The sequence below is a fragment of the Acidiphilium sp. AL genome, from assembly GCF_025499445.1.
Classification (GTDB): Bacteria; Pseudomonadota; Alphaproteobacteria; order Acetobacterales; family Acetobacteraceae; genus Acidiphilium; species Acidiphilium iwatense.
In genome coordinates this window covers 1-13,050 of sequence record NZ_JAIMBZ010000040.1, presented here as the reverse complement: position 1 = coordinate 13,050, position 13,050 = coordinate 1, and the positions used below count along the sequence as shown (strand labels likewise).

Annotated in this window: 12 protein-coding genes; 2 read left to right on the top strand and 10 right to left on the bottom strand. The window is 64.0% G+C overall.

What is annotated here, in order from left to right; translation table 11 throughout:
• Nucleotides 1-4: 4 nt before the first annotated feature.
• Nucleotides 5-2,023, top strand: coding sequence for a UvrD-helicase domain-containing protein (locus AiwAL_RS16420; protein ID WP_235705704.1), 2,019 nt, complete (start codon nucleotides 5-7; stop codon nucleotides 2,021-2,023).
• A gap of 44 nt (nucleotides 2,024-2,067) precedes the next feature.
• On the opposite strand, the gene AiwAL_RS16415 is transcribed toward AiwAL_RS16420, so the two are convergent.
• The 10 genes from AiwAL_RS16415 to virB10 all read right to left on the bottom strand — a co-directional run bounded on the left by AiwAL_RS16415 (nucleotide 2,068) and on the right by virB10 (nucleotide 11,561).
• On the bottom strand, nucleotides 2,068-2,601 hold the full coding sequence (locus AiwAL_RS16415; RefSeq protein WP_235705703.1) for a GNAT family N-acetyltransferase: 534 nt from the start codon (nucleotides 2,599-2,601) through the stop codon (nucleotides 2,068-2,070).
• On the bottom strand, nucleotides 2,601-2,897 hold the full coding sequence (locus AiwAL_RS16410; protein ID WP_235705702.1) for a DUF1778 domain-containing protein: 297 nt from the start codon (nucleotides 2,895-2,897) through the stop codon (nucleotides 2,601-2,603). Before AiwAL_RS16410 ends, AiwAL_RS16415 begins: the two co-directional genes overlap by 1 nt.
• An 82-nt stretch (nucleotides 2,898-2,979) precedes the next feature.
• Complete coding sequence (locus AiwAL_RS16405) at nucleotides 2,980-3,909, bottom strand: hypothetical protein (protein WP_262313090.1); 930 nt, start codon at nucleotides 3,907-3,909, stop codon at nucleotides 2,980-2,982.
• Between the two features lie 160 nt (nucleotides 3,910-4,069).
• On the bottom strand, nucleotides 4,070-6,580 hold the full coding sequence (gene mobF, locus AiwAL_RS16400) for a MobF family relaxase (protein ID WP_262313089.1): 2,511 nt from the start codon (nucleotides 6,578-6,580) through the stop codon (nucleotides 4,070-4,072).
• A 193-nt stretch (nucleotides 6,581-6,773) separates the two neighbouring features.
• Nucleotides 6,774-7,181: a hypothetical protein gene (locus tag AiwAL_RS16395; RefSeq protein ID WP_235705699.1), complete on the bottom strand. Its 408-nt coding sequence runs from the start codon at nucleotides 7,179-7,181 to the stop codon at nucleotides 6,774-6,776.
• A 50-nt stretch (nucleotides 7,182-7,231) separates the two neighbouring features.
• Nucleotides 7,232-7,456 carry a hypothetical protein gene (locus AiwAL_RS16390; protein WP_235705698.1) on the bottom strand — a complete coding sequence of 75 codons (225 nt, stop codon included), beginning with the start codon at nucleotides 7,454-7,456 and terminating at the stop codon, nucleotides 7,232-7,234.
• A 4-nt stretch (nucleotides 7,457-7,460) separates the two neighbouring features.
• Nucleotides 7,461-9,326: a type IV secretory system conjugative DNA transfer family protein gene (locus AiwAL_RS16385; RefSeq protein WP_235705697.1), complete on the bottom strand. Its 1,866-nt coding sequence runs from the start codon at nucleotides 9,324-9,326 to the stop codon at nucleotides 7,461-7,463.
• A gap of 3 nt (nucleotides 9,327-9,329) precedes the next feature.
• A complete protein-coding gene (locus AiwAL_RS16380; protein ID WP_262313088.1) occupies nucleotides 9,330-10,001 on the bottom strand; it encodes an ATPase, T2SS/T4P/T4SS family in 672 nt (223 codons plus the stop codon).
• The gene (locus AiwAL_RS16375) at nucleotides 9,998-10,369 is read right to left on the bottom strand and encodes a hypothetical protein (RefSeq protein WP_235705695.1); all 372 of its coding nucleotides are present in this window, start codon (nucleotides 10,367-10,369) and stop codon (nucleotides 9,998-10,000) included. The genes AiwAL_RS16380 and AiwAL_RS16375 overlap by 4 nt, the downstream gene beginning before the upstream one ends.
• Nucleotides 10,359-11,561: a type IV secretion system protein VirB10 gene (gene virB10, locus AiwAL_RS16370; protein ID WP_235705694.1), complete on the bottom strand. Its 1,203-nt coding sequence runs from the start codon at nucleotides 11,559-11,561 to the stop codon at nucleotides 10,359-10,361. Before virB10 ends, AiwAL_RS16375 begins: the two co-directional genes overlap by 11 nt.
• Nucleotides 11,562-11,679: 118 nt before the next feature.
• On the opposite strand from virB10, the gene AiwAL_RS16365 reads away from it, so the two are divergent.
• Nucleotides 11,680-13,041, top strand: coding sequence for an IS4 family transposase (locus tag AiwAL_RS16365; RefSeq protein WP_262313087.1), 1,362 nt, complete (start codon nucleotides 11,680-11,682; stop codon nucleotides 13,039-13,041).
• Nucleotides 13,042-13,050: the final 9 nt, after the last annotated feature.

The following is a 13,050-nucleotide window of genomic DNA, read 5'->3' as shown; positions in this document are numbered from 1 at the left end:
GGCCGTGAACTTTCTCATCGCCGAAAGCTTTACCGCCTCGTTCAACCGCCTGTCTGGCCTGGACCAGAAGGCGGTGAAGGCCAGCGTGTTCGATTTGCAGATGGACCCCACCGGCAACGGGCTGCAACTGCACCGAATTGATAAAAGCAAGGACCAGAATTTCTGGTCCGCCCGCGTCAACCGCGATATACGGCTGATTATCCATAAAACCAGCGAGAGCGTGCTGGTTGCCTATGTCGGCCATCACGACGACGCCTATGGCTGGGCCGAGCGCCGCCGGATTGAGGCGCATCCGCGCACCGGGGCCATCCAGATCGTCGAAGTGCGCGAGCTTGTCGAGGAGAGCGTACCGGCCAGACCCAAGGAAAAACCTGCCCCGGCGCTGTTCGCCAGACTGGACGATAACGCGCTGCTCTCCATCGGCGTACCCCCCGACTGGCTCGCCGATGTACGAATTGCAAGCGAAGAGGGTTTTTTCGCGCTGGCCCAGCATTTGCCCGCCGAAGCCGCTGAAGCCCTGCTCGAATATGCCACCACCGGCAGGCTGGCACCCCCCGCGCCGAAACCGGCGATCGCCGACCCCTTCGCCCACCCCGACGCACTACGGCGGATCAGGCCCATCGCCGATCAGCAGGAACTGGAACAGGCGCTGGCCTTCCCATGGGAAAAATGGGGCGTGTTCCTGCATCCCTCGCAACGCGCGCTGGTTGAGCGCACCTTCTCCGGCCCGACGCGCGTCGCCGGATCAGCGGGCACCGGCAAAACCATCGTCGCCATCCACCGTGCCGTAAAGCTTGCGCGCGAAAATGCCAGCGCCCGCATTCTGCTGGCCAGTTTCTCGCAGCCTTTGGCGGACGCCATGGCGAAGAAGCTGTTGGTTCTAGCTCCTGAGACGGGCGGCATCGTCCAGCGGATCACCACCGCATCCTTCCACGGGATCGCCGAGCAGATGTATCAGCTCGAACACGGCGTGCGCCCGCGTATCGCCTCGGAGACCGTGCTGCGGGAGCGCTTGCGCACCGCCGCGGCAAACCTCAAGGGTTTCTCTGAACGCTTCCTCCTCTCCGAGTGGACCAACGTCATCGATGCCTGGGGGCTGACCTCGCTGGATGCCTATGCCACGGTCCAGCGCATGGGCCGCAAGAGCAGGCTCGGCCCCAATCAGCGCGCGAGCCTATGGCCAGCATTCGAGGCTGTACGCGAGGCGCTGGCGGTCGAACGATATACGACATGGGCGAATGTCTTCACCGATCTTGCCAACGCCTTGGCGCAGCGGCCCCTCAAGCCCTTCGACCATGTCGTCATCGACGAAGCACAGGACCTTGCCCCGGCCGAGCTGAGGTTCTTCGCGGCTCTGGCGCCTGCGAAGGCGGATGGCCTGTTTCTGTCGGGCGATGTGGGCCAGCGCATTTTCCAGCACCCTTATTCATGGGCGAGCCTTGGCGTCGATGTGCGGGGCCGCTCCCACACGCTGAAAGTCTGCTACCGCACCTCGCAACAGATAAGGCGCGCTGCCGACCGGCTATTGCCGGCGGTGTTGCGTGACACCGATGGGCTGGAAGACGAGCGGCGGGGGATCGTCTCAGTCTTCGAAGGCCCCGCCCCGGAGGTTAAATCTCTCGCCAGCGCAGAAATTGAAGCGGAAATTGTTCGTAAAACCGTCAAAACTTGGCTTGAAGAGGGCATCGCGCCCCGTGAGATCGGCCTGTTCGTCCGCACCACGCAGCTTGTCGCCCGTGCGCGCGCCGCAATTGCCGGGCTTGCGGGCGTGGACGAAATGGTGACTGTTCCCATGAGCTCGGCAAAGGGGCTCGAGTTTCGGGCTATTATTGTCATGGCGTGCGACCAGGGAGTTCTGCCACTCGACGAGCGCGTTGCCGATGCCGCCGATGAAGCAGAGCTGGACGACATCTACGAAACCGAGCGAAGGCTGCTTTATGTCGCCTGCACCCGGGCACGCGAACATCTGCTCCTTACGGGGGTGACACCGACATCTGAATATCTGGCGGATTTTTTGCAGTAGAAAGGCCGTCGTGAAGTGGCGTCGGATTAAACTTCAAAGCCAACTCACTCCCTCCCGGCATGATGATCGACCGCCTTCAGCGACGCGGCGATATCGCCAATCGACCGGAACAGCACCAGCGTATCATCTTTCGACGGCAAAAAACCCCTGCGGCGCCAGAACGCAGCCGCCTCATCATCAACGGCATTGACGATGAGAGCCCGCCCACCGATCAGTTCGGCGCCGCTGACGCTGCGGGCCAGCGCGTGGTTGAACAATCCTGTGCCAATCCCCTGCCCCACCCAAGCACGATCCGTCGCAAGCTGGCCGAGCAGAATACACGGCACCGGGTTCGGCGGCTGGCCAGTGCGGATCGAGCGCGGCAGAGTGGCTGGCACAATGGCGGTAGGTGCCAGGCCGTAATAGCCAACCACCCGGCCCGCCGCATGGACGACCATGACCACCGTGAACCCCTTCTGTTGATTCGCCAGCGCCCGGGTCTTCAGCCAATGGTCAAGCGAAGGTTTGCCGCAGGAGAACTGGGATAAATCGTGACCGGCATTCAGGAGCTCCGGCGCGGAAAGCGGCGGCTCCGCCATCAGCGCTTCGCCGTTCCCTTCTCCCACGGCGCCTTGCGGCGAAGGGATGCCACCATTTCCGGCACGGGCGCGGCCGGCGCGGAGACTGCTTGGACGAACGCGTCAAAGCCCTCCGGACTCATGCGCACCAACGTGCTTTCCATGAGAACCTCCTCGGCAGCCCGAACTGCCGCCTCGCGCACAAAGTCCGTTCGCGAGCGCCCGCGCAGATCGGCGGCCCTGTCGATAATGGCGATGTCACCTTCCGGAAGCCGCATCGAAAGCGGGTGGTCCTTGCGCTTGGCTGAGGCGGTCATGGCTGTGGCTTTTGTCATAGGCGGCATATAAAACTGTGTAGCGCATTATGCAATACAATGCAATGCAATGCAGTTGCTTCCATCACCGGCTATGCCGCCTCGTTTGCTCCCGCTGCTCAATGTGATCCCGCCAATCTTGGCCTCGTTGACCAACCTGACGCCAGAATTCCGCCTCGCTCTGGCGATTGACCAACGGCCGGCGGGCCATTCTGGCCAAGCGCTCCGCCACATCCGCGCCGATACGGGCAACACGCGCCAATGCTCCACCATGACGGCGCAGTTGCGCCGCCAAACCGAGCAGCTTCTCGTCAAATGCCCGCGCAATCCGGCGGCTCATCAACCGCTCAGCCAGCATCGACGGCTGCTCCCGCGCCGCCCCGCGCGCTTCCGCTGCCCGGTGAACCCTCTGCGTCGCCTGGACCGCCCCGCGCCGCAGGTTAGCGGCACGCTCAATCAATGCCAGAGCGGCTTCCTTCTCAGGTTGCTGGGCAAAATTGCGGATGATGTTGTTCAACAGATCGCCGTGCCCGATCTCGCGCTGGTCGCCCAAAGGCCGCCGGGCAATCACCTCCGCGCGCTCCGCACCCTCCGACGTCACGATAAAACTCTGCTCCCGGTGCCGGCTGCCCGATGTATAGGCCCCGAATGCCGAGACCAGTTTCGTGCCGCCCGGCATCGCATGAATATGCTCCGTCACGGTGGTGCCCTGCGCGGTATTGGTGGTCAGCGCGTCGCCATAGGCAAGCTGGATTCGGCCGTTGGCATCATCGCGCAACGTATTCCAGGCGACCGCTCCTTCCCTGCCCGCACCATTCCTCAAGGTCAGCCCGGCAGCGTCGATGGCGGTAATTTCCAGCACTGACCCGTTGCGACCGATATTCCCGACCGTGCCGGTCTCCATGAATTTGGCATTTGTCCGCCGGAACAGGCGAACCCGGTCCCCTACGGCAAGTAACAGCTCATACTCCCGTTCCCCAACCCCATCGGTGGCTTTGATCGTGATGAGGTCCACACCAATTTCCCGCAGGGTTCGGCGCTGCTGGCGGATAGCCAGGCTGATATCATGCGCCTCGGCGTTACTTGGCGCGCTCACCGAAATGCTGAAGTCTGGCCGGTCCCGGTTCGCCTCATGCCGCTGCCGCCAAAGCACTGCGACATGCGCCACCGCCTCCTCAATACCCGCCCGGCACGATCCGCAACGTGCCATTTGCATCCTTCCTGCGCACGACCTCTTCCGTCTGGCCATTGCGCAACATCAGCACCGTCCCGCGCTCTTCCTCCGCTTTCTGCCTGACCGAAGAGCCCAATTCCGGCACCTTCTCCGCGCCCATCGCCCGGCGCAGCAGCTCGATCACCGGCCCGGCTTCCACCGCCTGCATCTGCTTGGGGTCACCGATCATGACCAGCTGGAACTTTTTCTCCGCCTGCGCCGCCATGATCACGTTGAGCTGACGGGTACCGAGCAACCCCAGCTCATCGACCACCACGACGGATTTGCGATCGAGGACCAGCTTTCCCCGCTCCAAATCCCGCAGGAATGCCGTGACAGCCCTGGTGTTACCCGCGGGAATCCCGGCTTCCGCCAGATCATCGGACTGCCGCCACGCCAGGGCGATGCCATGGACGGCCCTGCCATCCTCCTGCCAGGCCTGAACCAATGGCTTCAGTAATGTGCTCTTGCCGGAGCCCGCCACGCCGATGGCGAGCCCCACACGCCCGCCAGCACCAAGCTGGTCGATGATCCGCCGCTGCGCCCTTCCATGCGCGCTGGTAAAATCAATCTCCGGGAACGCAGCCACCGCCGCCGCGATGGCTTTGTGCGAGAGCACGGCACTGCGATCCCGCGCCCCGGCCCGCGCAGTCTCAATGAGCAACTTCTCCTCGCGGACCTCGATCGTCGTGGTTACCGCCATCCGGTCCCTGCCCTGCCGTCCCGGTACACGGCCCCAGATCAACGCGGCATTCTCACCCCGGCGCTGCATGCCACGTTCACGGAAAGCCTGGGTGATGGCATCGACATCTCGGGCTTCCCCAATCCCCGCAGCGATCAGCCCCTTGGCGGCGGCGATCCGGGCATCGGCGCCGTCGATCACCGCCCGCCGGTCGAACTGCTTGCCCAGCAACGGCAAGGCGATCTGGAAGGCTGCCTCCAGCCGCTGTTCACGGCCGGGGAGGGGTGCGATATCATCCGGACGCAGCACGCTGCGATGCGCATAGCCCAGCCGTACTGCCGTCGCCCGCCAGGCGACGAGATCGCTGACATCATCGCTTTTGGCCTCGCGTGGGTTTTGCACCCCAGCTTTCAGCAACGCGATTTTTCGGACGGATGTGAGACTCTCCCAATCGAGGCCAAGTGATCGTGCATAGGCCCGCGCGGCTGCGGTGCCGCCCATGGTCCGCTTGCTGAATTGCGCGACGACATTCTCCGGCACGGCGGAGAGACGCGCCATTTCCGTGCGAGCGTCGAGTTCCACCACCACGCCATGGGCGCGTAGATGATTGGCGAGATAGGCCTGGTACAGCGCGCCCCATTCATGGATCCGCCCCTCAAGCAAAGCGAGATCGAGGCTGCCCACCCGGCCACTCGGCGTTTCCACGATGTTGAACACCGCTACGTGGGTGTGCATCTGCATATCACCCGGTGCGCGGCCCTGTGCCCCGGTGAGCGTATGCAGCTCCGTGACGGACGGCCCCTGCGCATCCTCCCGCACGATCTCAACCGTGGGCCGGGCCGCGTAATGGTCAAACGACACCCAGCCGATGGAACCGGCCTCATAACCCCGTTTCGCGGCGTCCCCTATCGAGGCCCGACCGATCTCCCGCTCAATGGCGGCCATGACGCTATCGATCGCGTCTCGGTGCGCCTGGTGCAGCATCGCCCGCTCGGCTTTGGTGGGCGCGAAAGCCCAGGCGATGGAGAGCGATTTGGGCGCGGAAAAGGTAAGATCGATATAGCCAATCCGCATCTTGGCGGCTTCAAAGATGGTCTGGTATTGGCGGGCACTCACCTCCCGACCATCGGCATCACGCCCCGAGAGTATATGCGCGCGTTGTTCGGTGGTCAGCGTTTTGTCTTTGATGCCCAAGCCTGCCAGCAAACGCCGCACCGCCCGCTCGGCTTCCTCGGCAGGCAACGCCTCACCATTTACCTTCCGCCCCGCCAGCAACTGCGCCAATTGTTCGTGCGTTGGCATCTGCGCAGCATCCAATCCAAAAATCTGTGCAAGCTGCAGGCTCGATGCGCGCTGCACCCGCCCCTCGATGGCGCCGCCATCCGCGCGCTGCCCGTTCAGCAGGCACGCCACCTCATCCGGCTTCAGCCCGCGATGCGGCTCAATCCCCAGCCGCCGCGCCAGCATCGGGTTCATGTCCCGCCGGGGCGCTGCAGTCGCACTGCTGCGATCTGGCGCGACGGCGGCCTCGGCCATCGCAGCGTCGAAGCCCCTCTCTTTGTCGTCTGTCCCCTCACCGCTCCCATCGCTGGTTGGACCTGCCCCAGACAGGCGAACCAGACTGGCCAGCGCCTCTTCACGGCCCGCCAGCCCCGCCACCGCGAAGGCTGCCAAGGCACGCAAGATCAGCTCATCCCACCCATCGTCAATGCCAGTGGCGGTCACAGCGCCGCTCTCGGCAAGACGCTCAACCTCCGCCCGCACCAGCCCATCCAGGACATCCGCCGCCAAAGAAGCGCCACCCGCCGCGAACCGGCCATAGCGTGACGCGGCGGCATCGGCGAGCGTTGGGGGGGGTCACGCCCTGCTCATAATATTCGGCCATCGCCGCCATCTCGGGCGACAAGGTCTGCTGCAACAGATGCTCGCTCATGAACCGTGACGCGGCCGGCGCTCCCGCCGCCCCCGTGCGATAGGTCAACATTCAGCCACCCTCATTATCCATGGGTGGGCTCTGCGGCCATTCCGTCCCGTTGTGACCCGGCGGCGTTTCGCCGGGTGGCACGCCAAAGGCCACGCTCAGAACCTGGGCCAGCCCGTCAAATTTCCGTTCCACGTCGTCAACCGATGCATCCAGCTCCATGATGGCGGCGGTCAGGTCCCGCAGGGTTTTGAGCAGCGGCGACGGTGCGGGTTCCTCGGCGGCAAATTCACTGAGCTTGCGCAGCAGACTGGTCTGCGCGTGCAGCGTATCGAGCATCAGCCCCAGCGCGCCGTTCATCGCGGCCTGCCCGGCGTCCAAAGCCGCCAGCCGGGCGGCAATCGCCTCCAGCGATATTTGTGCCGCCGGAGACGGTCCCTGGGCATCCGGCCTACCGCCGTGGTGTTCCATCGGTGGCGTTATCAGTCGCGGCCGTGACGCACGGCTGGAGGCGCTTCGTCTCACGGCGTCAGCCGCCGCCGGTGCGGCACGTCCAAGGGCGACGCTTCCAGCTCATTCAGTGTTGGCTGACGCGCGTTATCAGGAATACGCGCTTCAGCCCGCGCATCCCGCAGCAGGCTCGCCGCCCGGGCCAGGGCGACATTCTTCTCCGGTGTGGATTTACTGGCCACCGAAAGCCAATACGCGGCGGCGGCGCGGTCGAGATCGGCGTCGATTTCGGACATGGGGTCACGCTCCTTCGTGGTTTGATCGCTGGCCGGGGACGGTCTGAGACCCCGGCTTGTGGAAGCGGTTCTCCGCCACCAGTGCCTGCATCTCTGGGCGCCTAAAATAAATCGCCCGCCCGCAGCGCAGCGGCGCCATGCCGCGTGCGAGAACAAACATTTCGTCATCGCGCACGCCGCGCATCAGCTCAGCCTTGCGGATCAGCGGCCGCCCGATCTCGTGATAGGAAACATTCGAGCCACGCGAGAGCGAGGATGATTGCATGGCCTTGCCGGATTTGCCGGTATTCATCCCCTCGGAGCTCGCCATCACGCCATAGGTGCCAAAGGAGTTTTCGAGCTCGGTGGCAGTGTCGAGATCCTGCACCGCCGCGTAGCAGCGATAGGAGACGCCGTCATACCAGGAGCGTTTGCCCTGTTCGCCCCATTGCTCGACGATCTGCCCGCTCGATTGATAAAGGAGCTGCATGGTGATGCCGTATTTGCGCCCGGCATCGCGCGCGGTTTCCAGGATTTTCATGTAGCCAAGCCGCGCCGCCTCATCGAGCAGAAACAGCACCCGTCCCTGCATCGCGCCATCCGCCTCATACACGGCATTCAGCAACGCGCCGATGATGGTGCGCGATATCCCGGGTTCCGTCTCCAGCGCCTTCAACGGCATTTTCAGGAAGATCGTCACCTTGCCATCCAGCAGGACGAAGGTCTTGAAGCTGTTGCCGGAGACGAGATCGGCGAAGGCCGGGTTGGCAAGCCAGGTGGTCAGTTCGGCGGCACTGCCAATCACCCCACTGAACGTCTCATCAACCAAGCCGCAAACCGGCCCGGCAAGTTGGCGCGCATAGGCGCTGGGGCTCGCCTCAAAGATTCCCCGCAGCACGGCTCTGACCTCATTGGCCGGCATGGCGATTGCACGGCGGACCGCGCGCAAGGTTTTGAGTTTTACCGGCGCCGTCTGGTCAAAGAGAATATGAGCGAGCAAGCAGCGCACGACATTGCGCGCCATGCTGTCAAAAAAATCATCTTTCTTGGCCGCTGGCTTGTGATCCCCGCAGACCCAGGCGACAACGGAATCGATGTTGGTTGCCGCCAGCGGCGAAGTGGTCTCAATCCAGTCCAGCACGTTGAAGCCGGCACCTGCGCACGGATCGAGCTCATAGACCGCCTGCCCCATCGCCTTACGCGCGTCTCGCAGCATCGGCGCGATCTCTCCGGCGGGGTCGAGAATGACCGCCGAACCGGCCCAGTGCAGCAAGGTCGAGACCGCCGTGGTGGTTTTATAGCCGCCACTGCCGATGATCATCAGCGAATGCGTCGGCCCTTCACGGCACGGATCGATCAGCAAAGGCGCCTGCCCGCCCTGCCCCCAGCTTTTCGGATCTTCCGGATCAAAACGCCGAACGGCCACCTTGTCCCGATCGACACGATAAGCCTCGCCGACAACAATCCCGCCAAAGACAGGATTTGGCCCCGGAAACCGCTCGCGTGCGGCCGCCATGCCCATCCAGGCGGCGCGGCCATGATTATCCGTCACCGCCAGAGGCGAATTGACGATGCCGCCAAACAACGGGCGCCGGAGTTTTGGCCCGACCACGCGCTGGCCGCGATAGATCAGCCCCGCCATCATCCCCACCGGCGGCATAATGCCCACGGCGGCGCCAATCTTCAGCCAAAGCGCGACGCGCGGATTGCCGTCAAAATTCAGCGCGTAAAGCCACCATTGCCAGAACGGCCGGGGAAATTCATGTAGCAGCCCGGTGCCCAGCAGAAACACGAAGGACGCCACCACGGTCCAGGCGATGAACGCCAGGATGATGCCAAAGCCGGTCTTGATGATGAGCTGCCCGGCCTGCTCCGAGAGCGCGATCCCCATGGCTCAGGGCGCCCGCAACAAATGCGCCGCGGTCTCGCCACGGCGGGCGGCATCGGCGGCGAACCACACCTCGCCGATCTCATAGACCGCGCCCTCATTGTGGAACGGGACGATCAGATCGACGGCCGCGGACAAAAACTCCATCAGCGTCCTGTCATCCCACCGCCCGCCTTGCGAGCTGCCCTTCACCAACGCGAACAGCCGCCTGAAGGCCTGTTCGGGGTCACGGCCATGGATGGTGGTGATCGAGCCGGGGTGGCCGGAGACGATCTCGTTGATATAGGTCCAGGCCGCGTCATCGCGCAGCTTCTGCAACAAGATTCGGTCGGGCTTCATGCGCAGGCTGGCTTGCAATAACATCTCCGGCGTCACTCGCGCTGAGCCGATATTATCCTTGGCATAAAGCAGCCGGACATGGTTGGGCTGGGGAATGACCAACTCCAGCGTGTCCTCGATGGTGATTAGCCGTTCCTGCGCCGGGATGGCGCTGATCAGGGTTTTGCTCATGGTCGTCTTGCCCGAGCCGGTGGCGCCGCAGAGCAGAATGGTCAGACGCGCCTGCACGGCACACTCCAGGAAGCTCTTAATGTCCCCGGCATCGTACAAGGCGAGCAGGGCGGCAAAATCGCGCTGCATCGCCACCCGACGCCCCGCCCAGTTGTTCCAGCCGGTCACCCGGTAGCGGCGGCCGGCACCTCAAGCGGCGCCACCGACTGCCCCGGCTTGCGGATGGTGATGCTGAGCGTGCCCTGCGGCGCGGCGGGCGGCATGCAGATTTGCAGCCGTTCACCGCCCGGCAATTCCGTGGCACAGAGCGGGCTGCGCGGCCCGACATCCTGCTTGCGCAGCGCCCCGGCCAAAGTGGCGATATCCTCGAGGTCCGCATAGTCGAGCGGCACCGCTTCCGCCCGGAATTTTCCGCGCTGGCGCACGAACATCTCGCCCGGGCGGTTGATGCAAATCTCTTCTGTCGCCGGATCATCCAGCCAGTGCGCCAGCGGCTGCGTCAGATATGTCAGCAAGCGCGCGGCCTCACCCGCCATGGCCCGTCTCCGCGCCATTTACATCTACGCCACCTGTCTCCGCGCCGGTATCGTCGAGCCGCAACCGGTACACGCTGGAAAAATCCAGATCATGCGCGACGATCAGCGATACGGTATCGCCCTGGTTCTTGGTCAGCGTCGGCGGAATATTGATCGAATTCGCCAAGGCCGTATTGGCGACCGACTGGCCGTTGCTCTGGGCGGCATAGACAAAGCCGAGTGCCGCCTGCTGCGAGGTTGAATTGCTGTTGCCATTGCCCGCCGCCGCGAGAGTTCCGGCCTGCAGCCCACCTTGCACCAGGGTGAACATCAGCGCGCCGCCAAACCGGTCCCAGAAATGATTATTGACCGCTCCCGGCAAACCCGCGCGCCCCAGTTCGTCCGAACCCGGCGAATCCAGCGTGACGATGACGTGATCCGGCGTCTCGGCCCGGGTCCAATCGACAAACACCCGGTTCTGCCCTTGCAAAAACCCGCTCTCCAGCTGGCCGACGATTTTGGTGCCGCGATCGAGCAGCACGACATTGCCCGTGGAACCCCGGATGTCGATCGGCACCACGCAGGTCACTAGGCCGGGAAGCTGGCTGTCGATCGCGGTTTGCAGAGTGCAGGGGATCATCGTGCCTTCGGTGATCACCATGTCGGGATTTTGCAGCACCGATGCCTGCTCGCCATCGAGAACAGTGGGCTTCAGCCGGGCCGCCAAGGGGGAATTGTCGGGCATCGGCGCCCCCGTCGCCGCTGTTGCATCCGGCTCGGTGGCATTGGACGAGACCGGCTGGATGGGGGGCGGCGCCGATGACCCGGAGAAGGCCATGATCGGCGCCGCAGCGGGCGACGCCTGCGCAGGTGCGTCCGGCAAGCCCGTTTGTGGTTCGGCGGGGGCGGGCAATATCTGCGCGGCGGGCTCCATGGCCGATTCCGGCGGTCCGTTAAAAACCTCGCCGCCATTCGTGTAAGCCGCTGGCGTGACGTTTTGCTGATCCGCTCGCTTATGGCTGAACAGCGCATTGAACCAGATGAAGCCAAGCCCGAGAACCGCCATCAGCGCCAGAATGCCGAGCTTGGTGCCGGTGGTCAGCTCCCGGCGCGGCGTGCCCGCGACTGGCGAGCGCCCATCCTCCACTGGCGATGCCGCTGCCGGATCGGCCCGGTTCACCGCCTCCGGCCCATTGGGCGCATGCCCGCTCATGGCGAGGTTCCCGGCAGGGCATTGCCCGGCGGCACAACGCTACGGCATTCACACAATTTACTTGCGCCCGTGTCTGACCTCTGATTCCCTGCGTCGCTCCTGGATTTGGAGGGATGAGGTGGGTAATCGAGGCGGTGAGCTTGGTCATTTTGGTGATGCGCGCCGAGCGGCGATGGGGAGTACGCTGATCGAGCGGGTAATGGAGACCGGATCACTGGTGATCCGTAAACTTGGACGTGGCCGCGCTGGCGAAATCGCGATCCACCGATTTTTATCGGCCCCCTCGGTCACGTGCGGCGAAATGAACGACACCCTGGCTGCCCGGACTGCGGCGGCATGCAAAGGGCGTCGGATCGTGGCGGCACAGGATACCACGGAGATCAATTTCGCGGGGCGCGAAGAGCGACGCCGTGGTCTGGGACCGGCCGGAGATGGCGTTTCTGCAGGTTTTTTCATTCATCCGGTGATCGCAATCGACAGCGAGACGGAGGCGGTCCTCGGTTTACTCGATACCAAGATATGGACCCGGACCGATGAATTCGTTGCCGCCTCCGCGCGAGAACGCACGATGGAAGACAAGGAAAGCATTCGTTGGTTGGAGGGGGCGGTACGTGTCGGAGAGCGCCTGACCGACGCGACCTCTGTGGCCGTGGTGGCCGATCGCGAGAGCGATATCTATGCAAGTTTTGCGCGGCGGCCGACATCGGTCGATCTGATCGTTCGAGCCGCGCAGGATCGCGCGCTGCATGACGGGACACGCCTGTTTGCTGCAGCGGCGGACTGGCCGGAGTTGGCGCGCAGCGAGGTCCACGTCGCGCCAACGCGAACTGGCGTTCGGGGCCGGGTCGCGATGGTCGCGCTACGCGCTGGCACGGTGGTGATTTGCCGTCCGCGTCACGGCAATGATCTCGACGCTCCGCCGCATCTGACGCTGACCATGGTCGAAGCGCGCGAGGTCGATGCCCCGAGCGGGAGCCCGCCGCTCTTATGGCGGCTACTGACCACGCTCGATGTCACCAATGCCGACGGAGCCGCAGAAATTGTGCGCTTATACCGGCTGAGGTGGCGAATTGAAGAAATTTTCAGATCCTTGAAAAGCGACGGCATGCGGCTGGAAGAAACCCAAATGCATGACGCCAGGCGGCTGTTCAAACTGGCTCTGGTCGGGCTTGCAGCGGCAACCCGAACCGTCCAATTGGTCGACGCTCGCGATGGCAGCCCACGACCGGCAACCGATGTGATCGACGCCGCCCTGATGCCGGCCGCCGAGGCCATCGCCCCGACACTCGAAGGCAAAACAGTCCGCCAGCAAAACCCTCATCCCCGCCAGTCTCTCGCCTGGCTGTCCTGGATCGTCGCGCGACTCGGTGGCTGGAATTGTTACTATAAACCACCGGGGCCAAAAACCATGCGAGCCGGATGGGCACAGTTCGCCTCAATGGCCGCAGGCTTCGTCCTCGCTACCCAGTCAAATGTGTGAATCCCGTAG